Annotated in this window: 20 protein-coding genes and 2 pseudogenes; 9 read left to right on the forward strand and 13 right to left on the reverse strand. The window is 73.9% G+C overall.

Features of this window, described 5'->3' with window-relative positions; genetic code table 11:
* The 4 genes from ABZ340_RS10205 to ABZ340_RS10220 form a co-directional block, all read right to left on the reverse strand.
* On the reverse strand, positions 1-1,231 hold a 1,231-nt coding region (locus ABZ340_RS10205; RefSeq protein WP_358781306.1), incomplete at its 3' end, for an ROK family protein.
* Positions 1,232-1,283: 52 nt separating this feature from the next.
* Positions 1,284-2,654, reverse strand: coding sequence for a nucleobase:cation symporter-2 family protein (locus ABZ340_RS10210; RefSeq protein ID WP_358781307.1), 1,371 nt, complete (start codon positions 2,652-2,654; stop codon positions 1,284-1,286).
* A 191-nt stretch (positions 2,655-2,845) separates the two neighbouring features.
* On the reverse strand, positions 2,846-4,279 hold the full coding sequence (locus ABZ340_RS10215) for an amidohydrolase family protein (RefSeq protein ID WP_358781308.1): 1,434 nt from the start codon (positions 4,277-4,279) through the stop codon (positions 2,846-2,848).
* A gap of 266 nt (positions 4,280-4,545) precedes the next feature.
* Entirely contained in the window at positions 4,546-5,493 is a 948-nt protein-coding gene (locus tag ABZ340_RS10220) for a 2OG-Fe(II) oxygenase family protein (RefSeq protein ID WP_358781421.1), read from the reverse strand.
* A gap of 547 nt (positions 5,494-6,040) precedes the next feature.
* Between ABZ340_RS10220 and ABZ340_RS10225 the strand changes: the two genes are divergently transcribed.
* From ABZ340_RS10225 to ABZ340_RS10235, 3 genes are all read left to right on the forward strand, one after another.
* Positions 6,041-7,210, forward strand: coding sequence for an MFS transporter (locus ABZ340_RS10225; RefSeq protein WP_358781422.1), 1,170 nt, complete (start codon positions 6,041-6,043; stop codon positions 7,208-7,210).
* A gap of 147 nt (positions 7,211-7,357) precedes the next feature.
* Positions 7,358-8,089 (forward strand): maleylpyruvate isomerase family mycothiol-dependent enzyme, encoded by a 732-nt coding sequence (locus ABZ340_RS10230; protein ID WP_358781309.1) that lies wholly within the window; start codon positions 7,358-7,360, stop codon positions 8,087-8,089.
* A 120-nt stretch (positions 8,090-8,209) separates the two neighbouring features.
* A complete protein-coding gene (locus ABZ340_RS10235; protein WP_358781310.1) occupies positions 8,210-8,485 on the forward strand; it encodes a DUF6332 family protein in 276 nt (91 codons plus the stop codon).
* Here ABZ340_RS10235 and ABZ340_RS10240 read toward each other — a convergent pair.
* Positions 8,455-8,583 (reverse strand): annotated as a pseudogene (locus tag ABZ340_RS10240) (DNA-binding response regulator); the annotation flags it as partial. The gene ABZ340_RS10235 and the pseudogene ABZ340_RS10240 overlap by 31 nt on opposite strands.
* A 17-nt stretch (positions 8,584-8,600) precedes the next feature.
* On the reverse strand, positions 8,601-10,841 hold the full coding sequence (locus ABZ340_RS10245) for an MMPL family transporter (protein ID WP_358781311.1): 2,241 nt from the start codon (positions 10,839-10,841) through the stop codon (positions 8,601-8,603).
* A 241-nt stretch (positions 10,842-11,082) separates the two neighbouring features.
* Between ABZ340_RS10245 and ABZ340_RS10250 the strand changes: the two genes are divergently transcribed.
* Positions 11,083-11,925 carry an AfsR/SARP family transcriptional regulator gene (locus tag ABZ340_RS10250; RefSeq protein ID WP_358781312.1) on the forward strand — a complete coding sequence of 281 codons (843 nt, stop codon included), beginning with the start codon at positions 11,083-11,085 and terminating at the stop codon, positions 11,923-11,925.
* Positions 11,926-11,944: 19 nt separating this feature from the next.
* Here ABZ340_RS10250 and ABZ340_RS10255 read toward each other — a convergent pair whose 3' ends face one another.
* Positions 11,945-12,691, reverse strand: coding sequence for a TetR/AcrR family transcriptional regulator (locus tag ABZ340_RS10255; protein WP_358781313.1), 747 nt, complete (start codon positions 12,689-12,691; stop codon positions 11,945-11,947).
* A 461-nt stretch (positions 12,692-13,152) separates the two neighbouring features.
* On the opposite strand from ABZ340_RS10255, the gene ABZ340_RS10260 reads away from it, so the two are divergent.
* On the forward strand, positions 13,153-13,587 hold the full coding sequence (locus ABZ340_RS10260) for a nitroreductase/quinone reductase family protein (RefSeq protein WP_358781314.1): 435 nt from the start codon (positions 13,153-13,155) through the stop codon (positions 13,585-13,587).
* Between the two features lie 55 nt (positions 13,588-13,642).
* Here the strand turns inward: ABZ340_RS10260 and ABZ340_RS10265 are convergent, their stop codons facing one another.
* Positions 13,643-14,875: a geranylgeranyl reductase family protein gene (locus ABZ340_RS10265; RefSeq protein WP_358781315.1), complete on the reverse strand. Its 1,233-nt coding sequence runs from the start codon at positions 14,873-14,875 to the stop codon at positions 13,643-13,645.
* A gap of 194 nt (positions 14,876-15,069) precedes the next feature.
* Between ABZ340_RS10265 and ABZ340_RS10270 the strand changes: the two genes are divergently transcribed.
* From ABZ340_RS10270 to ABZ340_RS10280, 3 genes and pseudogenes are all read left to right on the forward strand, one after another.
* The gene (locus tag ABZ340_RS10270) at positions 15,070-16,425 is read left to right on the forward strand and encodes a dipeptidase (RefSeq protein ID WP_358781316.1); all 1,356 of its coding nucleotides are present in this window, start codon (positions 15,070-15,072) and stop codon (positions 16,423-16,425) included.
* Positions 16,426-16,734: 309 nt separating this feature from the next.
* On the forward strand, positions 16,735-16,869 hold the full coding sequence (locus tag ABZ340_RS10275) for an MBL fold metallo-hydrolase (protein ID WP_358781317.1): 135 nt from the start codon (positions 16,735-16,737) through the stop codon (positions 16,867-16,869).
* Positions 16,866-17,150, forward strand: a pseudogene (locus tag ABZ340_RS10280) (MBL fold metallo-hydrolase); the annotation flags it as partial. The gene ABZ340_RS10275 and the pseudogene ABZ340_RS10280, both read left to right, overlap by 4 nt.
* Before the next feature lie 133 nt (positions 17,151-17,283).
* Here the strand turns inward: ABZ340_RS10280 and ABZ340_RS10285 are convergent.
* The 3 genes from ABZ340_RS10285 to ABZ340_RS10295 form a co-directional block, all read right to left on the reverse strand.
* A complete protein-coding gene (locus ABZ340_RS10285) occupies positions 17,284-18,327 on the reverse strand; it encodes an NUDIX domain-containing protein (RefSeq protein WP_358781318.1) in 1,044 nt (347 codons plus the stop codon).
* Positions 18,328-18,473: 146 nt separating this feature from the next.
* Positions 18,474-18,668 (reverse strand): hypothetical protein, encoded by a 195-nt coding sequence (locus ABZ340_RS10290; RefSeq protein WP_358781319.1) that lies wholly within the window; start codon positions 18,666-18,668, stop codon positions 18,474-18,476.
* A 298-nt stretch (positions 18,669-18,966) separates the two neighbouring features.
* Positions 18,967-19,920 carry an ROK family protein gene (locus ABZ340_RS10295; RefSeq protein ID WP_358781320.1) on the reverse strand — a complete coding sequence of 318 codons (954 nt, stop codon included), beginning with the start codon at positions 19,918-19,920 and terminating at the stop codon, positions 18,967-18,969.
* Between the two features lie 257 nt (positions 19,921-20,177).
* Here ABZ340_RS10295 and ABZ340_RS10300 point away from each other — a divergent pair, with 257 nt between their 5' ends.
* Positions 20,178-21,227: a LacI family DNA-binding transcriptional regulator gene (locus ABZ340_RS10300; protein WP_358781321.1), complete on the forward strand. Its 1,050-nt coding sequence runs from the start codon at positions 20,178-20,180 to the stop codon at positions 21,225-21,227.
* A gap of 179 nt (positions 21,228-21,406) precedes the next feature.
* Here the strand turns inward: ABZ340_RS10300 and ABZ340_RS10305 are convergent, their stop codons facing one another.
* Together ABZ340_RS10305 and ABZ340_RS10310 are read right to left on the reverse strand one after the other, a co-directional pair.
* Complete coding sequence (locus tag ABZ340_RS10305) at positions 21,407-22,696, reverse strand: aldolase/citrate lyase family protein (RefSeq protein WP_358781322.1); 1,290 nt, start codon at positions 22,694-22,696, stop codon at positions 21,407-21,409.
* A 226-nt stretch (positions 22,697-22,922) separates the two neighbouring features.
* Positions 22,923-23,885 carry an electron transfer flavoprotein subunit alpha/FixB family protein gene (locus ABZ340_RS10310; RefSeq protein WP_358781323.1) on the reverse strand — a complete coding sequence of 321 codons (963 nt, stop codon included), beginning with the start codon at positions 23,883-23,885 and terminating at the stop codon, positions 22,923-22,925.
* Positions 23,886-23,901: the final 16 nt, after the last annotated feature.

A 23,901-nucleotide genomic window follows, 5' to 3' on the forward strand; every position in this document is an offset into this window, starting at 1 on the left:
CGCCCCCGGGTCCCGCGCCGGGGTCCCCCTCAACCACCCCAACCAACCCCCCGCCCCCCCCCCGGCCCGCCCCCCCCCGGGGGCCGGCCCCACGCAGCCGGGTGGTGCCCGTGCTCCACAGCCCGGACACCACCCTCAGGGCGAGTTCGCGGTCGACGGCGGGCGCGAGCCAGTCCATCAGCTCCCGGTAGACGCCGCCGAGCATCACCGCGTCGGGGTCGAAGAGGTTGACCGCGCCCGACACCACGACGCCGAGCTGCCGCCCCGCCCGCTCCAGCGCGGACACCGCGGACGGCTCGCCGCGCCGGGCCCGCTGCCGGAGCTCGGCGACGCCCGGGAGGCCCGCGTCCGGGTCGAGGCCGGCGGCCTTCAGCAGGGCGCCCTGCCCGGCGTACTGCTCCAGGCAGCCACGGGCGCCGCACCGGCACCGCGGCCCGTCCGGGTCGACGACCATGTGCCCGATCTCGCCGGCGAAACCGTGCGCGCCGCGCAGCAGTTCGCCGCCCAGGACCAGGGCGCCGCCGATGCCGATCTCGCCGGTCAGGTACAGGAAGCTGCGTACGCCCTCGGTGCCCGCGCCGTACCACAGCTCGGCGAGCGCGGCGGCGTTGGCCTCGTTGTCGGAGCTGACCGGCAGCGCCCGGCGAGGCGTGCCCAGCGCGAGCAGCGCCTGGGCGAACAGGCCCTCGACGGCGACCCGCTGCCAGCCGAGGTTGGGGGCCTGGCGGACGGTGCCGCCGGTCACCAGGCCCGGCAGCGCGACATGGACCCCGGCCGGCGCGAGGTCCTGTTCGGCGGCCGATCCGATGGCGCGGGCCGTGAGGCGGGCCGCGCGCGCCAGCACCTCCGACGGCTGTACGCCGCGGTTGTCGACGTGCTCGACCAGGCGGACGCGGTCGGTGCCGGCGAGGTCGACGACGCATACGGCGATGTAGTCGATGTTGATCTCGACCCCGAGTCCGGCCGGTCCCGACCGGGCCACCTTCAGGACGGTGCCGGGCCGCCCGGCCTGCCCGCTGCTCGTCTTGCCCCACTCGCCGACGAAGCCGTACGTCAGCAACTGCTCGACCAGGGACGACACCGCGGCGCGGGTGAGCCCCACGTGCGTCGCGACCTGGGCCCGGGTCGCCTCCCCCGCGTCGTGCACGGCCCGCAGCACCAGGCTGAGGTTGTGCCGTCTGACCGTGGCCTTGTCGGCCTTCGGCTCCAGGGGGGTGAGGTGGTTCTTCATGGTGGTGCCGAGCGTATGCGACGGCGCCGGGCGCGTCGCACGGCGCCGTCGGTCAGACGGCCGGTCCGGTCTCCTCCGCCGGTGCGTCCTGCCCCGGCCGGGTCCGGGCGGTCCGTGTCCGGGTGGTTCGTGTCCGGGCAGGTGGGCGTAGGTGGTGGAAGAAGAGGTTGAGGGCGACCGCGGTGAGCGTGCCGAGCATGATGCCGCTCTCGAAGAGGACCTGGAGCTGGCGGGTCGGCATGTGCTCGGCGAACTGCGGATACGCGGTGGGCAGGAAGCCGACGCCGAGGCTGGCGGCGACCAGCACCGTGTTGCGGGCGTCCGACAGGTCGGCCTTGACGAGGATCTGCACGCCCACGACGGCGATGGTGGAGAACAGCACGAGGGTGGCGCCGCCGAGCACGGCCGGCGGCATCGCGGCGACCACCGCGCCCACCTTGGGCACCAGCCCGAGCACCAGCATGATCACCCCGGCCGCGGCGACGATCCACCGGGACGTCACCCGGGTCAGCCGCAGCAGGCCCACGTTCTGCGAGTAGACGGTGGTCGGGAAGGAGTTGAGCAGCCCGGAGGCGACCGTGGCCAGGCCGTCGGCGCGCAGGGCGCGGGCGATGCCGCGTTCGTCCACCTCGCGTCCGGCGATCTCGCCGATGGCGAAGAACTGGCCGACCGACTCGACCGCGATGATCACCATGACCAGGACGATCGCGAGGACCGCCATCACGTCGAAGCGGGGCGCTCCGTAGTGCAGCGGGGCCTGCACGCCGAACCAGGCGGCGTCCCCGATGCCGGAGAAGTCGGCCCGCCCCGTCAGCGCCGCCGCCACCGTGCCCGCCACCAGGCCCAGCAGGACGGCGACGGAGGCGACGAAGCCCTTCGCGAACCGGTACAGGACGACGATGACGGCGAGGGTGACGGCGGCGAGCCCGAGCTGCGCGGGCGTGCCGAACCCGTCCGCGCCGGGATCGCCACCGCCGACCTGACCGGCGGCCACCGCCATCAGGGTCACGCCGACGACGGTCACGATGGTGCCGGTGACCAGCGGCGGGAAGAACCGCACCAGACGCCCGAAGACCGGCGCCACGAGGAACAGGACCGCCCCGGCCGCGATCACCGCTCCGAACACGGTCGGCAGCCCGGCGTCCGCCCCGCCGGCCGCGACACCGACCGACACCAGCGACGGTACGGCCGCGGTCGACATGCCCTGCACGACGGGCAGCCGGATGCCGATGCCGGGCAGTCCCACCGCCTGGAGCAGCGTGGCCACACCGCACGCGACCAGCGCGGTGTTGACCAGCGCCGCCGTGTCCGCCGCCGACAGGCCGAGGCCCTGGGCGACCAGCAGCGGCATGACCACGGCGCCCGCGTAGAAGGCGAGGACGTGCTGGAGGCCGAGCGCGACGAGACGCCACCACACGGGCACGGAGTCGACGGGATCCAGGGGCCTCTCCCTCTCCCTGGCCCCTTGCCCCTCCCTCTCCCTGGCCTCTTGCCCCTCCCTCTCCCTGGCCCCTTGCCTCTCCCGCTCTGACTCCCTCTCCTGGTCCCTGGGTGTTTGACGGGCCGTCACGTCCGCCAGGTCCGTCACGTGCCCTTTCCCGCTCGTCACGTCCCTCACGAGGCCCTCCCCGGTCGTCCCGCCACATGCCGCCACGGCTCGGTCAGCGCCCCGAACCCGGCCCGCTCCACCAGCCGTCCCGCCCGTTCGCGCGCGTGGGCGCGCAGGGCCTCCTCGTCGACGCCGGGGCAGTGACCGTCCTCGTACACGACCCGGCCGCCGACCAGCGTCATCACGACGTCCGCCGCGCGAGCCGCGTACACCAGCGCGGAGACCGCCCGGTACACGGGCTGGAGCGCCGTGCCGGTGAGGTCGACCACGGCGAGGTCGGCGAGGGCGCCGGTGCGGACGGTGCCGGTGTCCGCGAGCCCGGTGTAGCGGGCGCCGTCGCGGGTGGCCGCCTCCAGGGCGTCCTCGCAGCGGACGGCGGCCGGGTCGAGGGTGTCCAGGCGCTGGGCGAACAGGGTCTGCTTCATCACCTCGAACATGTCCTGCCGACCGCCCGCGCTCGGCCCGTCCGTGCCGAGCGCCACCACCGCCCCGGCCTCGCGCAGCCGCCGCCACGGCATCGTCCCGGACGCCAGGTAGGCGTTGGAGCAGGGCGCGTGGGCGACGCCGGCGCCGGCCGCGCCCACCGCCTCGGTCTCCTCCGCGTCCAGCCAGACGGCGTGGGCGAGGGTGGCGCGGTCGTCGAGCAGGCCCTCGCGTGCCAGCCACGTCACCGGCCGGACGCCGTACGCCTCCGCATGGCTCACCGGGTCCTTGGCGCCCTCGCTGCAGTGGGTGTGCCAGCGCACCCCGTGCTCCCGGGCCAGGGCGGCGGCACCGCGGACCAGGTCCCGGTCGCCGTAGGAGAGGTTGAGCGGGGCGGGCCAGACGCGGACCCTGGCGTCGGGGCCGCGCTCGGCCATGCACTGGCGGGTGAGGTCGAGTTCCTCGGCGGTGCCGTAGCGGTAGAGCGCCTCGGGCAGGCCGCGGGCGGCGGCGACCTCGGTGCGGTCGCCGAGCATGCCGCGGGCCACCGCGCCGCGCAGCCCGATCTCCTCGATCGCGTCGGCCACGGCGAGGACGGTGCCGGGGTCGGTGGGCGCGTAGTGGTGGTCGACGACGGTGGTGATGCCGGCGCGGGCCGCCTCGACGGCGCCGAGCCGCGCGGCGAGACGGGCGTCCTCGGTGTCGAGGTGGATGGCGTAGGGCCACATGAAGCGGTTGAGCCAGGGCCAGATGGCCAGGCCGTCGCCGATGCCGCGGGCGAGGGACTGGAAGAGGTGGGTGTGGGCGTCGGTGAAGCCGGGCACGACGGCACGGCCCCGGCAGTCGACCCTCCGGCGGGCCCGCCAGCGGGCGTCGACCTCGCGGGCCGGGCCGACGTCGACGATCCGGTCGCCGTCGACGGCCACCGATCCGATGGTGTGCACGGTGCGCCCGTCGTCGACGGTGACGACCTGGGCGCTGGACAGCAGGAGCGCGCAGGGGCGCGGTTCGGGCATGGGCACGGGCATGGGGAAACCCCGCTTTCGGTCCGTGGACGGTCCGTTGCCGGACCGTGGGAGTTCCGGGGCCGCCGCGGCCCGCGTACGGGCGGTACGCGGGCCACGTACGGGTAGTACGCGCAGCCCCCGTACGGGTAGTACGCGCAGACCCCGTACAGGAGTACGCGCGGCCCCGTACGGCGGTGCGCGCAGGCCGTGTACGGCGGTGCGCGCGGCCTGCGGCGGGCTCGTCGGGCGGGACGGGAGCGGGCGGAACTCGCCGCTCAGCCGCCGAAATTGGCGGCGATGCGCTGCCGCAGATACTCCTCCGCCGTGATCGGCGCGTACGTCCCGTCCGGAGAGGTGATCACGGCATCGCGGTCGGCCTGCGCGAAGTAGGCGATCGAGTACCGCGGTCCCTGGTCGGCGTCGGGCGCGGGCTGGGCGACGCGGTGGAAGTTGGACAGCAGCCGGTCACCGCTCCACCGCATCAGCATGTCGCCGATGTTGCAGGTGATCAGGTCGGAGCGGGCGGGCACCGGCGTCCAGGCCCGGCTGTCGGCCTCCCGCCCCGGGCAGACCTGGAGGCCCTCCTGCCCGTCACGCTGGAAGAGCAGGGTCAGGCAGTCGAAGTCGGTGTGGGCGCCCGCCCGCCACCCCGCGTCGGACCGCCCGCGCGCCTCCTCCGGCACGGCGTAGTAGTGCAGGAGACGGAGCGTGCTCTGGTGGGCGGGACTGGCCGGGTCGTGCCGCCGGGCGAAGAAGTCCCGCTCGAAGCCGAGGCGTTCGGCGAAGCAGGACAGGACCTGCTGGGCGAGCGCGTGGCAGCGGGCCTCGAAGTGCAGGAGGGTGTCCCGGAAGCCGGGCAGTTCGTCCTCGTCCGGCCACAGGCCCGCCATGTGGGGGCGGGTGAGCTGGTAGGACTCCTTCTCGTCCGGGGTCCCGGTGGAGGGGCGGACCTGGCTGCGGTACTCCCAGCCCGCGTTGAGGCCCTTCTTCAGCGCGTGCGCCCGCTTGATCCGCTCCGGCAGCGCGAAGTACGCCTCGGCGGCGGCGAACGCCGCGTCGGTCTCGGCGGCCGGGAGGCCGTGTCCGGAGAGCTGGAAGAAACCGGTCCCGGTGGCGGCCTGCCACAGCTCGTCGGTGATCTCGGCGCGGCGGGCCTCGAAGTCCGTCAGGTCGACGACCCGGATCTCGCGCACGGCCGTCGCCGTGCCCGCGGCGCGGCCCATGCGCCGCTCGCGGTCCAGCTCCGCCTCGGCGCTCGACGTGCGCTGCCCGTACTGCTCATGCTGCTCGTACTGGTCGTGTTGCTTGTGCTGCTGCGTGGCCAACGTGGTTCTCCCTGGTCGGGGCGTACGCGTGGGCCGGGCCCTGCGCACGCGGGGGGGAACGAAGCGCGGTCACCGCCCCCGGCGCTTCCACCGGCCCGTTCGCACACGGGCCGGGCACGCTCGCGCCCCGCCTTGCTGCCGGGCGCGTCGTGAGCTGGCAGCCCCGAACACGGGTCCGGTTCCCTGTCCGGGTCCGTGCGTCGGGTGCTGCGCGATGGCGAGGAGTCTCCCGGCCCGGTGTTACGGGCCTGCTACGGCGCATGTCGCGTGCGTAACGGTGTCGCTCCACCACGGACCGGCACCGCGACCGGCCGCCACCTCCTCCACCACCGCTACCGCCATCGCCACCTCCACCGCCGCCACCACCGACGCCCTTGCCGTTGTCGGCCCCCCTCCCTACCCTCATTTTGTGCCGCAAATAAACAAAACCCGTTCGCACAACGTCGTGCCGGGTCCCCGCAACGACCTCACCCGCCTCCGTGCCGCCCTCACCGCCTTCTTCGCCCTCGACGGCTTCGTCTTCGCCGGCTGGGTCGTCCGCATCCCCGCCGTCAAGGAGCAGACCGGCGCCTCCACCAGCGCCCTCGGACTCGCCCTCCTCGGCGTCTCCGCCGGTGCCGTCGTCACGATGACCCTCACCGGCCGCCTCTGCCGCCGCTACGGCAACCACCCGGTCACCGTCGTCTGCGCCGTCCTGCTCTCCCTCAGCGTGGCCCTGCCGCCGCTGACCCACTCCGCACTCGCCCTCGGCGCCGTCCTGCTGGTCTTCGGCAGCGCCTACGGCGGGATCAACGTCGCCTTCAACAGCGCCGCCGTCGACCTGGTGGCCGCCCTGCGACGCCCCGTCATGCCCAGCTTCCACGCCGCCTTCAGCCTCGGCGGCATGGTCGGGGCGGGACTGGGCGGCCTCGTCGCCGGATCGCTCTCCCCGGTGCGCCATCTGCTCGGCCTCACCGTGATCGGCCTGCTCGTCACCCTCGTCGCCGGCCGCCTGCTGCTGCGCTGCAAGCCCCCCGTGCCCCCGGAGCCCGCACCCGGGCACGGCCCCGCGCCGCGCCGGCCGGCCGGGCGCACCCGCGCCCTCGTGCTCACCTTCGGGCTGATCGCCCTGTGCACGGCCTACGGCGAGGGTGCCATGGCCGACTGGGGCGCCCTGCACCTGGAGCAGGATCTGGACGCGTCACCGGGCGTCGCGGCGGCGGGCTACTCCGGCTTCGCGCTCGCCATGACGGTCGGCCGGCTCAGCGGTACGGCACTGCTGGAACGGCTGGGCCGGACCCGCACGGTGGTGGCGGGCGGCACGACCGCCGTGGCGGGCATGCTGCTCGGCGCGCTCGCCCCGTCGGTGGGGGCCGCCCTGTTCGGCTTCGCGCTCACCGGACTCGGCCTCGCCAACATCTTCCCGGTGGCAGTGGAACGCGCCGGAGCACTGGGCGGGCCGAGCGGCGTGGCGACGGCGTCCACCCTCGGTTACGGCGGCATGCTCCTCGGGCCGCCCGCAATCGGCTTCATGGCGGACTGGTTCTCCCTGCCCGCCGCGCTCACCAGCGTGGCGGCCCTGGCGGCGGTGGCCGTACTGACCGCCTTCGCGGCACGGCGCGTCATGCCGGGCTGAGCCCTCCGACGTGCCGCCTTCCCCAGCAGGCGGCCGTGCGCCACCGCCCGTACGCGCTCTCGGGTGCGCCTCCCTGCGCGCTCCCGGGCACACGGCGGAAACCGCGCCCTCCCCTTGGAGCGCGCTCCATCCTGCACACTGCCCGCCATGAAGATTGATTCGTACCTCGAAATCCTGGACCGGGAAGGCCGGTTGCTCGCCGAGGCCGCCGAAGCCGCGGGGGTCGGTGCCGAGACGCCGACGTGCCCCGGCTGGCAGGTGCGGGACCTGCTGCGGCACACGGGAGCGGTGCACCGCTGGGCGGCGGCGTTCGTCACCGACCGGCACACCGCCCCCCGCCCCCTCGAGGACCCGCCGGCCCTCGACGGTCCCGGCCTGCTGGCCTGGTTCCGGGAAGGACACGGACACCTCGTCGAGACCCTCGCCACCGCCCCGCCCGACCTGGAGTGCTGGCACTTCCTGCCCGCACCCTCACCACTGGCGTTCTGGACCCGGCGCCAGGCCCACGAGACGACCGTGCACCGGATCGACGCCGAGTCGGCCAGGGGCGGCACGCCGGGCGGCATAGGCACCGGTTTCGCCGTGGACGGCATCGACGAGCTGCTGCGCGGCTTCCACGCCCGTCCCAAGAGCAGGGTCCGCAGCGAGACGCCCCTCGTGCTGCGGGTGCGGGCGACGGACGCGGACGACGCCGTATGGACCGTACGGCTGACGCAGGAGCCGCCCGTCACCGAGCGGAACGAGGCCGGGGACGCCGACTGCGAGATCACCGGCCCCGCCGCACAGCTGTATCTGTCGCTGTGGAACCGGCAGCCGTATCCGGAGGTGACCGGGGACGCCTCCGTCGCCACGCTGTGGCGCGAGACGTCCGCCGTCTGAACCGGGAAACCGGGCGCCGCGCGTGAACCGGGAAACCGGGCGCCTCGCGCGGCCACCGGTCCGCCGCGCGCCCGGCGCGACCTCCTTGCCCGCCGGGCGTGCCCCTGTGACACTCACGGCATGGAGCATCACGGGGGACGGCGGAGCCGGGCCGAGCGGGACGCGGTCACCGTCGAGATCGGGTACGCGCTGTTCAGCGCCGCGTTCGCGGCGGCCGTCCTCTTCGGGGCCGTGGCGGGACCGGCGTACGTCTTCGGCCTGCCGGCCGGCGTGCGGAGCACCCTCATCGGCTGCGGGACGACGGTGGCGGCCGTGGCCTTCGTCGCCCGGGTCGTCGGCGTGCTGCTCCGTTTCCAGCGGTCGGCTCAGCCCGGCCGCACCGGCCCCGACGCGTAGGCCGGCGCCACCGGTTGCGCGCGGCCCCGGGCGCCCGGCTTCACCATGGTGCGGCTGACGTGGGGCTCCGCGGTGACCGGGCTGACGACCAGGCGGCGTCACCCGCCCGTGGCGGTCACACGTGCTCCCGGCGACGTACGCCGTCCGGGCCCGGCCCTTTCCCCTCCGTTCGCCCGCCCGCTTTCCCGTCCTCCCCTCTCTCTTTCTCCTCCCTCACCCGCAAGCGGCGCAGCGGGCGCGGTGCCCACCAGTTCGCGCGGCCCGCCAGCCGCATCGTCACCGGCAGCAGCACCACCCGGACCAGGGTGGCGTCGACGAGGATGGTCAAGGCCGTACCGATGCCCAGCTCTTTGAGGAAGACGACGCCTCCGGTGACGTAGGACAGGAACGACAGCGCCAGGATTCCGGCCGCGGCGGTGATCAGCGGGGCGCTGCGCCGGATGCCCTCGCCGACCGCCCGCACGGTGGCGCCGTCCCCCACCGCCTCGAAGGCGCGGGAGGCGCCCCCACCTTCGTACTCCTCCTTGATGCGGGCCAGCAGGAACACCTCGTAGTCCATGGACAGCCCGTACGCCACGCAGAACATCAGCACCGGGATGCTCGGCTCGATCGAGCCGGTCGGGGTGAAACCGAGGACCCCGGACAGGTTCCCGTCCTGGAAGACCCACACCAGGCAGCCGAACATCACGGACAGGCTGAGCAGGTTCAGCACGGTCGCCTTCACGGGCAGCAGCACGCTGCCCGTCATCAGGAAGAGGATCACGTACGTCGCCACCAGCACGATCGCGACGGCGTACGGCAACCGGTCCAGGAGGGTGGCGCGGAAGTCGGTGGTCTCGCCGGGGTAGCCGCCGACGAGGACGGGCGCCGGGGCCGGGGTCTCCCGGATCCGCTCGACGAAGGCGGGGACGTCCCCGTGCATCGCCGCCTGCGTCGGTACGACGGCCAGCCGCACGCCGCCGCCTTCCGGGGCCGTCAGCCGGTCCTGGCCGGGGGCGCCGGTGCGCTCGCCGTGGCGGTAGGTGCCCTCGGGCGCGTCGACCTGGAACACGCCGGGCAGGCGGGAGAGCGCGGCGGCGTACGCGCGCGTGGCCGCCGGTTCGGCGAGGACGACCTGGACGGTGTCCGTGGGCTCGGCGGCGAACTCGCGGTGCACGATCTCGGAGGTGGTGCGCGAAGAGGTCCCCTCGGGCAGGGTGCGCTCGTCGGGCAGGCCGAAGCGCAGGCCGAGCAGCGGGGAGGCGGCCACCAGCAGGACGGTCAGGACCCCGGCGCCGGCGAGCAGAGGGCGGCGCATCGCGGCGAGGGCGGCACGGTGCCAGAACCCGGAGGGCGGGGCGGCGGGCCGCTCCACCCGGTGCCCCCAGCGGGCGAGCGCCGCGGGCAGGAACAGCACCGCTCCGGCGATCGCGGTGAGCACGACGAGGACGCCCGCGTAGGCGAAGGAGCTGAGGAAGAAGAACGGGAACACCAGCAGCGCGCACAGCGACACCGCGACCGTGACCCCGCTGAAGACGACCGTGCGCCCGGCCGTCCGGGTCGCCCTCGAGGCGGCCTCGGGCTGGGAGTGGCCCGCGGCCCGTTCCTCGCGGTAGCGGTTGATCAGGAACAGGCTGTAGTCCACGCCCAGTCCGAGGCCGAGCACCAGGGCGAGGTTCGCGGCGAACGTCGACACCTCGGTGAACTGCGCGATCAACCGCAGCCCGGCGAGCGTGCCGACGACCGAGAACAGGCCGACGGCGACAGTCAGCAGAGCGGCGACGGTGCGCCGGTAGACCAGGACCAGCAGGAGCAGCACGGCCGGCAGCGCGAACGCCTCCGCGCGCAGGAAGTCGGCGCGGGCCTGCTCGCCGACCTGCCGGGAGATTTCCTCCTGGCCACCCACCCGGACGTCCAAGTCGGGTGTGGTGCGGGTCAGCCGGGGGGAGAGCGTGGCGAGTTCCTCGCGGGTCTCGGTGGCGGTTCCTTCGAGGCGGGCGAGGACCAGGGCGCGGCGGCCGTCCTCGCCGCGCAGGGCGGGGCTGTGCGCGTCCCAGTAGGAGACGACATCCGTGACGAGAGGCAACCGCGCCACCTCGGCAGCCAGTTCGCGGGCCGCCCGCTCGGTGCGCGCGCTGTCCACGTCACCGTCGCGGGCCGTGACGAGCAGGGCGAGGTTGGGGTTGCCGGTGCCGAAATCGTCGCGCAGCCGGTCACCGGCGTGCACGGACTCGGTGCCGGGGGCGTCCCAGCGGGAGAGGTCCAGGGCGTTCTGGGCGCCCGCGCCGTAGGCGGCGAGGCCCAGGAAGAGCAGCAGGAAGCCGGTCAGCACGGCACGGCTGTACCGCACGGCCGGACGGCCGAGCCGGGTGAGCATGGGCGGGCCTTTCTCCGGGAGTTCGGGGCGTGCGCCCTTCCCGAGGGCTTGCCGTGGGCAGGGCACGGCGCACAAGGTCGCCCCTGCCGCTGGAAAAGCCTCTGGAACACCCACTGGAAGATCCACCGGAAGAACCTCTGGAAGATCCACCGGAAGAACCTCTGGAAGATCCACTGGAAAGGCCGACGGGAGGTCCGCTGGAAGATCCGCTGGAAACCGGCGGCCGGGTTACGCTCACCCCATGGGCGAGGGGACGGCAAAGGCGGCGGAGAGCGCAGAGACGACGCGGGCCGGGCGGGTGCCGGGGGCTCCGCCGGGCGGCCCGCGGTGCGAGATCCTCGGTCCGCTGCGCGCCCTGCGGGACGGCGCCGAGATCCCGCTCGGCCCGCCGAAGCAGCGGGCGGTGCTCGCCGTCCTGCTGCTCCAGGAAGGCCGCCCCCTGTCGTACGACGGCTTGGTCGACGCCGTGTGGGGCGGGACGCCGCCGGTGCACGTGCGCAACCTCGTGCAGAAGTACGTCTCCGGGCTGCGCCGCGCGCTCGGGGCCGGGGCGGAACTGGCGTGGACCGGCAGCGGCTACCGGCTCACCGGCGTCCGCGCCGACGACCTCCACGAGCGCCGGGCGATCGTCGGCGCGGCGGTGGCCGCCCGGGACGCCGGTGACCTGCGCCGGGCAGGCGAACTGGCCCGGCAGGCCGAGGAGTTGTGGCGCGGCGAGTTCGCCGAAGGGCTCCAGGCACCGTACCTGGCGGCGGAGCGGCTCCGCTGGGCGGAGAAGAGGCTGACCGTCCTCGAGGCGCGGCTGGCCGGCGAGATCGAACTCGGCCGTCCCTTCGAGTGCGTCCACGAACTGGTCCGGCTGGTCGCCGCCCACCCCTTGCGGGAACGCCTCGTCGAGCTGCTGATGCTCGCCCTGTGCCGCACCGGCCGCCCGGCCGACGCGCTCGCCGCCTACGAAGGGGCCCGGCAGCGGCTCGCCGAGGCGATGGGCGCGGACCCGGGGCCCGCGCTGCGGTCCCTGCACGCCCGCGTCCTGCGGCAGGACGCGGCGCTGCTGCCGCTGCCGCGGATCCCGGTGGCGTGAGGGAGTCCGCGGCTGCCCGTCACCCTTCCCCGGCCGTCTCCCCGGCGCCCGCCCGGCCCTTCTGCGGGTACACCAGGCCGACCCCGTGGGCGAGTTGGCCCACGGCGTGCCGGAAGAACACCTCCCGGTCCTCCACGACCCGGTTGAACTGCCCGAACAGCTCGAATCCGACCAGCCCGAACAACTGGGCCCAGGCCGCGACGAGCGCCGCCACGACCTCGGGCGGCAGGTCGGGGGCCAGATCGGCGGCCATCCGCACGGCCTCGGGCCGCAGTTCGGCGGGCAGCCGGGGCTTGGCCAGGCCCAGGCCCCGATGCGCGTCCCGCACGATGCCGATGAGCACGTGCCCGACCCGGGAGGCGGCGGGGAGGGTGTCCTCGGGGGCCTGGTAGCCGGGGACCGGAGAGCCGTAGATCAGCGCGTACTCGTGGGGGTGCGCCAGCGCCCAGGCACGGACGGCCTCGCACACGGCGGCCCAGCGCCGTACGGGCCCGGCCTCGGCGCCGGCGTCGTGCGCCGCCTCAGCGGTCTCGGCGGCCTCGCCGAGCGAGTCGTAGGCGTCGATGATCAGGGCGGTCAGGAGGTCGTCACGGCTGGGGAAGTAGCGGTAGAGGGCCGAGGAGGCCATGCCGAGGGCGCGGGCTACGGCGCGCAAGGACAGCTTGGCGGCGCCCTCGGCCGCGAGCTGCCTGCGCGCCTCGTCCTTGATGGCGGCGGTTACCTCGATCCGGGCGCGGGCGCGAACGCCCTGTGCGGTGCTGTTCATGTCGGCCAGTGTCCCACAAAAGAAGATCGGTGCACACAAAGCAGAGCAGCGCGCGCAGAACAGAGCAGCGACCGCGAAACAGAACACCGCACGCACAGGAGAGCACCGCACATACAGAAGAGCACCGCACGCACGAAAGAGCACCGCGCGTACAGAAGAGCATCGCACGCATGGAAGAGCGCCGCGCACGGGAGGGCGCTGCACGCTAGACAGAGCACCGCACACGAGAGAGATCACCACACTAAAGAGAGAGCAACGCTGACTAAAGCGAGCGGCGCTCTTGCCTACGATCACCGCTTCCATTCAGAATGAGGACACCAAAACGAGAGCAGTGCTCGCACCAGCGAGCACCGCTCTCCCATCGCGCCTTGGGGGCCACCATGTCACCGTCACCGTCACCGTCACCGTCGTCATCGCCGTCACCGTCGCCGTCATCGCCGTACTACCTCAAGGGCAGCCCGATGGCCGTCCGGCTCAACCGAGCCATCGGCTGGCTGGCCCGGCACGGCCTCAGCCTTGCGGGCACCGCGGAGATGTCCGTCCGCGGCCGCAGCAGCGGGCGGATGCAGCGCATCCCCGTCAACCCGCACACGTACGACGGCGCGCAGTATCTGGTCTCGGCCCGCGGTCACTCCCAGTGGGTGCGCAACATGCGCGCTGCCGGAGGCGGGGAGCTGCGCGTCGGACGCAAGGTCCGCGCCTTCACCGCGGTGGAGCTTCCCGACGAGGAGAAGCTCCCGATCCTGCGGACCTATCTGGAGAAGTGGGGCTGGGAGGTCAACCAGTACTTCCAGGGGGTCACCGCCAAGTCCTCCGACAAGGAGATCATCGCGTCCGCCCCCGACCACCCGGTCTTCCGCATCACGATCACTCCGGCCGCCCCGGCTACGAACTGACCGTCCCCGACCACGGACCGACCACCCCCGAATACGAACCGACCATCTCCCAGAGCTACGAGCCGACCGGGCCCTCGGCCGGGCGGCGGTCCAGCGCGGTCAGGGCCCGCTGGGCCACCGGATGGCTGCGGACCAGCTCGCCCAGCGATGTCGAGCCCTGCGTGATGTCCTTGAACGCCCGCCAGGCCGGCCGGAAGCCGGTCAGGGCGGCGTGGAAGAGCCCCGGGCGCCGTTCGAAGAGCGCGAGCATCCGCTTGCCGACGCTCATCTCCACGCCGAGCCCCGCCTTGACGGCGAAGGCGTAGTTCAGGGCCTGCCGGCGGGTGTCCACGGCGTCGTGGGCCTCGGCGATGCGGACCGCCCACTCCCCCGCGAGCCGCCCCGACCGCAGCGCGAACGAGATGCCCTCGCGGGTCCACGGCTCCAGGAGCCCCGCCGCGTCCCCGCACACCAGGACCCGGCCGCGGGAGAGCGGCGAGTCGTCGGTGCGGCAGCGGGTCAGGTGGCCGGAGGAGATGCGCGGTTCGAACCCGGCCAGACCGAGCCGGCCGATGAAGTCCTCCAAGTAGCGCTTGGTCGCCGCGCCTTCGCCCCGGGCGGAGATCACACCGACCGTCAGCGTGTCGCCCTTGGGGAAGACCCAGCCGTAACTGCCGGGCAGCGGCCCCCAGTCGATGAGGACCCGCCCCTTCCAGTCCTCGGCGACCGTCTGCGGCACCGGGATCTCGGCCTCCAGCCCGAGGTCGACCTGGTCGGCCTTGACCCCGACGTGCGCCCCTATGCGGCTGGCGCTGCCGTCCGCGCCGACGACGGCCCGCGCGAGCACGGTCTCGCCGCCCTGCAGGACGACGGCGACCGTGCGCCGGTCCGGCACCGCCGACCCGTGCTGCTCGACCCGCGAGACCGTCACGCCGGTGCGCAGCTCGGCGCCCGCCTTCTGCGCGTGCTCGACGAGTTGCTGGTCGAACTCGGGCCGGTTGATCAGCCCGAACAGCATCTGCCGGGAACGGCGCGTGCGCGTGAAGCGCCCGTTGTGGGAGAACGTGACGGCGTGGACGCGGTCCTTGAACGGCAGCTCGAAACCGGGCGGCAGCGCGTCCCGCGAGGGGCCGATGATGCCGCCGCCGCACGTCTTGTAACGGGGCAGCTCCGCCTTCTCCAGCAGCAGCACGCGCCGCCCGGCGACCGCCGCCGCGTAGGCGGCCGAGGCCCCCGCGGGTCCCGCCCCCACCACGACGACGTCCCACACCTGCCGCGCGTCCTCCGCCGAAGAGTTCTCGCTGCTCACGATGGTCTACCGCTCCGATCCAGCCGCATGCCGCTTGTGTCCCCCGCATCCTACGGCGGTGTCGCCGCAGGCCACCGCGCGAGGAGCCGCCGGCCGGCGCGCAAAGCCCCGCAAGCCCGCCGTACGAGGCGTCCCGGGCCCCTGTGCGAGGATCGGGCAACGGTACAAACGTCGCATCCACAAGGAGCGTGCCCATGTCGTCGCATCCGGTCGCCGGGACCGTCGCCTCGCTGATGCCCCGGGCGAAGGAGGAGCTCGCCGAGCTGGTGGCCTTCAAGTCGGTGGCCGATTTCGCCCAGTTCCCGAGGAGCGAGAGCGAGGGCGCCGCGAACTGGATAGCCGAGGCGCTGCGCGCCGAGGGCTTCCAGGACGTGGCGCTGCTGGACACCCCGGACGGCACGCAGTCGGTGTACGGCTACCTGCCCGGTCCCGAGGGCGCCAAGACGGTGCTGCTGTACGCCCACTACGACGTGCAGCCGCCGCTGGACGAGGCCGGCTGGGTCACTCCGCCCTTCGAGCTGACCGAGCGCGACGGCCGCTGGTACGGGCGCGGGACCGCCGACTGCAAGGGCGGCCTGATCATGCACCTGCTGGCGCTGCGCGCGCTGAAGGCCGACGGCGGCGTCCCCGTGCACGTCAAGGTGGTCGTCGAGGGGTCGGAGGAGCAGGGCACGGGCGGCCTGGAGCGGTACGCCGAGGAGCACCCGGAGCTGCTGGCGGCCGACACCGTCGTCATCGGCGACGCGGGGAACTTCCGGGTCGGTCTGCCGACGGTCACCTCCACCCTGCGCGGGATGACCCTGGTGCGTGTGCGGGTCGACACCCTGGAGGGCAACCTGCACTCGGGCCAGTTCGGCGGCGCCGCCCCCGACGCGCTGGCCGCTCTGATCCGCGTACTGGACTCGCTGCGCGCCGAGGACGGCTCGACGACCGTCGACGGTCTCACCGCCGACGCGCGGTGGGAGGGGCTCCAGTACGACGAGGAGCAGTTCCGGCGGGACGCCAAGGTGCTGGACGGGGTGGAGCTGATCGGCTCCGGCACGGTCGCCGACCGCATCTGGGCGCGGCCGGCCGTCACGGTCCTCGGCATCGACTGCCCGCCCGTCGTCGGCGCCACCCCGTCGGTGCAGGCGAGCGCCCGTGCGCTGGTCAGTCTCCGGGTGCCGCCGGGCGTGGACGCCGCCGAGGCGACCAAGCTGCTCCAGGCGCACCTGGAGTCGCGCACGCCGTGGGGCGCCCGGGTCGCCGTCGAGCAGATCGGCCAGGGCCAGGCGTTCCGCGCCGACACCGCCAGCCCGGCGTACCAGGCCATGGCCGAGGCGATGGCGGTGGCCTACCCCGGCCAGGAGATGCAGTACGCCGGTCAGGGCGGCTCCATCCCGCTGTGCAACACCCTCGCCACCCTCTACCCGCGGGCGGAGATCCTGCTCATCGGCCTGAGCGAGCCGGAGGCCCGGATCCACGCCGTGAACGAGAGCGTGTCGCCGGAGGAGCTGGAGCGGCTGTCGGTGGCAGAGGCGCTGTTCCTGCGCAACTACGCGGCGAGCTGACGACCGCTCTGCCGGCAGCGGAGGGCCCCGTCATCAGGGCGCGGGCCCTCCTACGGTCGTCCCCATGAACAGAACACAGACATGTCCATGACTATGACCATGAACAAAACATGGACATGAACATGGACGTCGTCGAGCTCCTCCCCGGCCGCCTGCACCTGCTGCGCTTCCCTGTGGGCCAGGTCTGCCTCTGGCGCGATGGCGGCCGGCTGTCGCTGATCGACGCCGGACCGCCCGGATCGGCGGAACCGATCGCCGAGGTGGTCGCCTCGCTCGGCCTGCCGCCCTCCGCCGTACGGCAGGCGCATCGTGCTCACCCACTTCCACGGGGACCACGCGGGCGGCGCGGCCGAGTTCGCGGCGCTGAGCGGGGCCGAGGTGCCGGCCCACCCTCTGGAGGCGCCGGTCCTCCGGGGCGACGCACCGGAGGACCGGCGCCGGTGACCGAGGACTGGGAGCGTCCCTTCCACGAGCGGGCCCTGCGGTTCCTGCCCGAGGGCGGGTACCGCCGCCCCGACCGGATCACCGGGCTCCGGGACGGCGACACCCTGGACTTCCTGGATCTCGGCGGCGGCGCGCGCGTCCTGCACGTCCCGGGTCACACCGACGGCGGCATCGCGCTCCGTCCTCCCCGGCACGGTGTGCTGTTCACCGGCGACGTGATCGCCTCGTCCCCGGCCGACGGCAGCGTCGTCCCCGGTGTGTTCGACCTCGACAAGGCCCGGATGCCGGACTCCTTCCGCCGGATGGCGGCCCTGGACACGCGGGTGGCGTGTTTCGGCCACGGGGATCCGGTGCTCGCCGGGGCGGGCGAGGCGCTGTGCGCGGCGGTGAGCGCCTTCCGGCAGCCGATCCGCGTCAGCCGACCGGGACGCCCGCCTCCAGATAGAGGGCGGCCCCCCGCTCCCGGGCCCGCAGGGCCCAGCGCAGCCGCTCGTACCGGACCGGGGGCAGCAGGCCGGCGGCCTCCTCCTCGGTGACGAACCGCCAGCCGCGCAGCTCGGGTCCGGGCAGCAGCAGCCGCCCGGCCTCGGCGGAGTCTAGGCGTCCGCCGTCGAAGAGCAGGCGCAGCCCGCCGAAACCGGGCGGCGCGGGCCGCTCCCAGTCGACGACGAGCAGGGACGGTACGTCGTCCAGGTGGATGCCGGTCTCCTCGGCGACCTCGCGGATGCCGGCGCGGGCGGGTGCCTCGCCGGGTTCGACGACGCCGCCGGGGAACTCCCAGCCGGCCTTGTAGGTGGGGTCGACGAGCAGCACCCGGTCCTGTTCGTCGAAGAGGAGGACGCCGGCGGCGAGCGTCTCGGCGGTGGGTTCGGGGGTCTGCACGATGTCGCAGACGGGCACGGCACCGGTGCCGACGGCTTCGGCGATACGGGCGGCGGTCTCGTGCGGGGTGAGGGCGCTGGTGTCGATCGGGTGGGCGTCGGCGGTGAGCCAGGCGGCGAGGGCGGCCCGGTAGGGCTCGATGTGGTCGTAGGACCACTGCCGTATGCGTATTTCGCCGTCGGGGAGGTCCGGAGGGACCTCGCGGCCGGCTATCCGCTCCCGCAGGATCGTTTCAGCCGGGGTGAGGAGGATGTGCCGTACGGGAATCCGGCGGGCGGCGAGGCCGCCGAAGATCTCGTCGCGGTACTCCTGGCGCAGCAGGGTCATGGGCACCACCAGGGTCCCGCCGAGCTCGGTGAGCAGCGCCGCCGCCGTGTCGATCACAAGGCGGCGCCAGATCGGAAGGTCCTGGAAATCGCCGACCTCGGCGAGGCGTTTGGGCGGCAGCAGATGCGTGAGCTCCGCGCCGATCACCTCGGGGTCGAAGAGTGTGCTGTTCGGGATCAGTTCGATCAGTTCCCGTGCGGTGGACGTCTTCCCCGCACCGAACGCGCCGTTGATCCAGACGACGGTCACAGGTCCCCCTCTTCCGTTGGCCCCCTGTGGCTTGCCCGCTCCACCCTGCCACGGAAACCAGGCCCAGTTGAGGGCGCACGGAAACGGCGCCGGCGCCCCTGTCTCCGGGGCACCGGCGCCGTGTGCGGTCCGGTCGGCCGTGGGACTCAGCGCCGGTCCTCCGCGGCATGATCACCGAGGGCGAAGCTGTCGTCGCCGGTGGTCTGTTCGACGGTTCCGACGGCCTCGTCCACCCCGTCGGGGCCGAGCGGGGTCCCGCTCAGGGCATGGGAGGGGGTGACGGCCGCGACGACGAAGCCGGTGGCGAGGGAGGCGAGGGCGAGCATGCTGCGCTTTTTCATGCCGGGTTCAACTGCGCGGGCGAGCCCGGGTCACGGCCGCGGGGGGCGTTTCGGCCACCAGTACTCCGTCCGCCTCGCCGGGCAACGTACCGCCGAAGGTTCCTCCCCACGCACCCGCCGAAGGCCCCCACCCCCACCGGGGGTACCCACGCACCCGCCGCCGAAGGACCCGCCTCCGCCAGAGGTCACCGACGCGCCCGCCGAAGACCCCCACCCCACCGGAGGCCACCCACGCCCCCTCCGAAGCCCCCTCACCCCCACCTCCGCCGGAGGTCACCGACGCACCCTCCGAAGTTCCCTACACGCCCGCCGGAGCCGTGTCCGCCCGCCTGGCGAGGGCGGCTGCCGCCGCTCCGACCAGCCCCGCGTCCGTGCCCATCTGCGCCGGGGCCACCGTCAGGTGCCGCGTGAAGGACAGGGTCGCGTAGTCGGCCAGGGCCTCGCGCAGCGGGGTGAAGAGCACGTCGCCCGCCTTGCCGACGCCGCCGCCGATCACCGCGATGTCGATCTCGACGAGCGTCGCGGTGGCCGCGATACCGGCGGCCAGCGCCTGGGCCGCCCGCCGGAAGGAGGCCACGGCGACCGGGTCGCCGGCCCGGGCGGCGGCGGCCACCGCGGCGGCGGAGGTGTCGCCGTCGGGGCCGGGCCGCCAGCCGTCGCCGAGGGCCCGCCGGGCGATGTTGGGGCCGCTCGCGATCCGCTCCACGCAGCCGCGCGCGCCGCACGGGCAGGGGTCGCCGTCGAGCTCCACGCTGATGTGGCCGATGTGGCCCGCGTTGCCGGTCGGTCCCGGGTGCAGCCTGCCGTCGAGCACCAGGCCGCCGCCGACGCCCGTGGAGACCACCATGCACAGCGCGTTGTCGTGCCCGCGGGCGGCGCCCTGCCAGTGCTCGGCCGCCGTGATGGCCACGCCGTCGCCGATCAGCTCGACGGGCAGGCCGCCGGCGGCGGCCCGGACCCGCGCGACCAGCGGGTAGTCACGCCAGCCGGGCACGTTCACCGGGCTCACCGTGCCCTCGGAGGCGTCCACCGGGCCGGCGCTGCCGATGCCGACGGCCGTGGCACGTGCCCACAGCGGCGAGGCGGTCAGCTCGCCGAGCACCTCCTCGACGGCGCGCATCACGGTCTCGCCGTCCTCCTGCGCGGGCGTGGCGCGCTGCGCGCGCACCAGGATCCGGCCGCGGCCGTCCACCAGCGCCCCGGCGATCTTGGTGCCGCCGATGTCCAGCGCGGCCACGAGGTCGGTGTGCATCAGAGTCGGTTCTCCCCGTCCACCATGAGAAAGCATGAGCGACAAACACGAGAAAAAGATGGGAAACACGTACGGCACCGTGGGCCGGCCGGGTGGGGACGGCGCGGTCCGGGAGGCGTCATGGACAGTCTCCCTCGCTTCTGACAACGTTGTCCAGGCTCTATGCTCGACGCCACATCCTCATACGCACTCATGGACCGGCGCATCATCCGCCGACACGCTCCGTGGACGACAAGGACAGGACAGGACACCGCACCGTGCCCGAGACGCCCCGCCGCCCCGACCGCCTCTCCGGGACCCGCTACGGCAACCGTCCCACCATGAAGGACGTCGCCGCCCGCGCCGGGGTCGGACTCAAGACCGTCTCCCGCGTGGTCAACGGCGAGCCGGGCGTGACGCCGGAGACGGAGCGGCGCGTCCAGGAGGCCATCGACGCGCTCGGCTTCCGCCGCAACGACAGCGCGCGGGTGCTCCGCAAGGGCCGCACGGCCAGCATCGGCCTGGTCCTGGAGGACCTCGCGGACCCGTTCTACGGGCCGCTGAGCCGCGCGGTGGAGGAGGTGGCCCGCGCCCACGGTGCCCTGCTCATCAACGGATCCAGCGCCGAGGACCCGGACCGCGAACGGGAACTGGTGCTGGCGCTGTGCGCCCGGCGCGTGGACGGGCTGGTGGTGATCCCGGCCGGGGACGACCACCGGTACCTGGAGCCGGAGCTGAAGGCGGGCGTCGCCACGGTGTTCGTGGACCGGCCGGCCGGCCGGATCGACGCGGACGTGGTGCTCTCGGACAACTTCGGCGGCGCCCGCGACGGCGTGGCCCACCTGATCGCGCACGGACACCGCAGGATCGGGTTCATCGGCGACATGCCCCGGATCCACACCGCCGCCGAGCGGCTGCGCGGTTACCGGGCGGCCATGGAGGACGCGGGCATACCGGTGAAGGACTCCTGGATGTCGCTGGGCGTCACGGATCCCGAGCGGGTGCGCCGGGCGGCCGAGGAGATGCTCGCGGACCCGCATCCGGTCACCGCGGTCTTCGCGGGCAACAACCGGGTGACGGTCACCGTGATCCGCGTCCTGGCCGGGCTCTCCCGCCGCGTCGCCCTCGTCGGTTTCGACGACATCGAACTCGCCGACCTGCTCCAGCCGGGGGTGACCGTCGTCGCCCAGGACGCGGCGGCCCTCGGCCGCACCGCCGCCGAACGGCTCTTCCGGCAGCTGGACGGCGGCCTCGGCACGCCCGGACGGATCGAACTGCCGACCCGGCTGATCACCCGTGGCTCGGGCGAGCTGCCGCCCGCGGACTGAGCGGCCCGCGACGGTCCGGATGCCTTCGGCGCCCGGCCTCGTCGACGCGCCGCACCCTTCCCGAGGCCCCGAGGCGCGCGTCCGCCCGGCGGACCGCACGACACCGCAGAGGGCTCCCCGCGTGTCTTCCCGTACGGGAAGACACGCGGGGAGCCCTCATCCCACAACCCGGCGGCTGCCTACTGCGCCGACGCCGTCAGGTCGCCGCGCCGGGGCGCCGCGAAGCCCTCCAGGTCGGCGCGGGTCAGGCCGGTGAGCCGGGCGACCTCGGCGGTGTCGAGGGCGCCGCAGTCCAGGCCGCGCAGCAGGTAGCCGGCGAGGGCCTTGGCGGTGGCGGGCTCGTCGGCGATGTCGCCGCCGGCGTGGCTGGCGTAGCGGGCGAGGCGGGCGGCGGCCTGCTCGAAGCCCTCGCGGTAGAAGGCGAAGACGGCGGCGTAGCGGGTGGGGATGTGGCCGGGATGCATGTCCCAGCCCTGGTAGTAGGCGCGGGCCAGGGCGCGGCGGGTGAGGCCGTAGTGCAGGCGCCAGGCGTCGTGGACCTTCTCGGTGGGGCCGACCGGCAGGACGTTGGTGGAACCGTCGGAGACGCGGACGCCGGTGCCGGCGGCGGCGACCTGCATGATCGCCTTGGCGTGGTCGGCGGCGGGGTGGTCGCTGGCCTGGTAGGCGGCGGAGACGCCGAGGCAGGCGCTGTAGTCGAAGGTGCCGTAGTGCAGGCCGGTGGCGCGGCCCTCGGCGGCCTGGATCATGCGGGCGACGGTGGCGGTGCCGTCGGCGGCGAGGATGGACTGGCTGGTCTCGATCTGGATCTCGAAGCCGATCCGGCCGGGCTCCAGCCCGTGCGCCTTCTCGAACGCCTCCAGCAGCCGGACCATGGCGGTGACCTGCTCGGGGTAGGTCACCTTCGGGAGGGTGAGGACCAGGCCGTCCGGCAGGCCGCCCGCCTCGATCAGGCCGGTGAGGAAGATGTCGAGGGTGCGGATGCCCCGGTCGCGCACCGCCGCCTCCATGCACTTCATGCGGATGCCCATGTACGGGGCGGCGGTGCCCTGGGCGTACGCCTCGGCGACGATGCGGGCGGCGCGGGCGGCGTCCTGGTCCTCGTCCTTGCCCTGGTAGCCGTCCTCGAAGTCGATGCGCAGGTCCTCGATCGGTTCGCGCTGCAGCTTGGCGCGCACCCGGGAGTACACCGGCTCGGCGAGCTCCTCGGAGAGCCCGAGGACGGCGGCGAAGGAGGCGGCGTCCGGTGCGTGCTCGTCGAGCGCGGCGAGCGCCTGGTCGCCCCAGGAGCGGATGGTGTCGGCGGCGAAGGCGTCGCCGGGGACGTAGACGGTGTGGACGGGCTGGCGGGTGCCGGGGTCTCCGGGGTAGCGGCGTTCCAGCTCCGCGTCGACCGGTGCGAGGGAGGCGCTGATCTCCTCGCTCACGGTGCCCGCGAGGCTCGTCGCCACCTTCTCCTGCTGACCCATTCCGTACCCTCCTATTTTCCGTTGTGCGGAATCAATAATCCGCACAGCGAAGTTATCCCCGACCTTCCCGCCGGTCAACACCCTCTTTCCGGTCAAGGCCCCCCTCAGGACCCCCAGTACAGCACTGGCCGACGGCGGCGGAACCGGCGGAGAACGCTCCCCGGGACGGCCGAGGCCCCCGCGACCACGGACGGTCGCGGGGGCCTCGTGCGCACGGCGTGCGGGATCAGCCCTTGCGGGTCTTGATCTCCTCGGTGAGCTGCGGGACGACGGCGAAGAGGTCGCCGACGACGCCGTAGTCGACCAGGTCGAAGATCGGGGCCTCCGGGTCCTTGTTGATCGCCACGATCGTCTTGGAGGTCTGCATGCCGGCGCGGTGCTGGATCGCGCCGGAGATGCCGGAGGCGATGTACAGCTGCGGGGAGACCGACTTGCCGGTCTGGCCGACCTGGTTGGTGTGCGGGTACCAGCCCGCGTCCACCGCGGCGCGCGAGGCGCCCACGGCGGCACCGAGCTCGTCGGCCAGGGCCTCGATGATCGCGAAGTTCTCCGCGCCGTTGACGCCACGGCCGCCGGAGACCACGATCGCGGCCTCGGTCAGCTCCGGACGGCCGGTCGACTCACGCGGCGTACGGCCCGTGACCTTCGTGCCGGTCGCCTTCTCGGAGAAGGTCACGTCCAGGGCCTCGACCGCGCCCGCGGCCGGAGCGGCCTCCACGGCGGCCGAGTTCGGCTTGACCGTGATGACCGGGGTGCCCTTGGTGACACGGGACTTGGTGGTGTAGGAGGCGGCGAACACCGACTGGGTGGCCACCGGGCCCTCGTCGCCGGCCTCCAGGTCGACGGCGTCGGTGATGATGCCGGAGCCGATGCGCAGCGCCAGACGTGCGGCGATCTCCTTGCCCTCCGCCGAGGAGGGGACGAGGACGGCGGCCGGGGAGACCTGCTCGTGGGCGGCCTGGAGGGCGTCCACCTTCGGCACGACCAGGTAGTCGGCGTACTCGGACGCCTCGTGGGTCAGGACCTTCACCGCGCCGTGCTCGGCGAGCGTGGCGGCGGTGGCGGCGGCGCCGTTGCCGAGGGCGACGGCGACCGGGTCGCCGATGCGGCGGGCGAGGGTCAGCAGCTCCAGGGTGGGCTTGCGGACGGCGCCGTCCACGTGGTCGACGTAGACGAGAACTTCAGCCATGGGATGGATCTCCTTG

Source organism: Streptomyces sp. NPDC006134 (assembly GCF_040628835.1).
Taxonomy (GTDB): Bacteria; Actinomycetota; Actinomycetes; order Streptomycetales; family Streptomycetaceae; genus Streptomyces.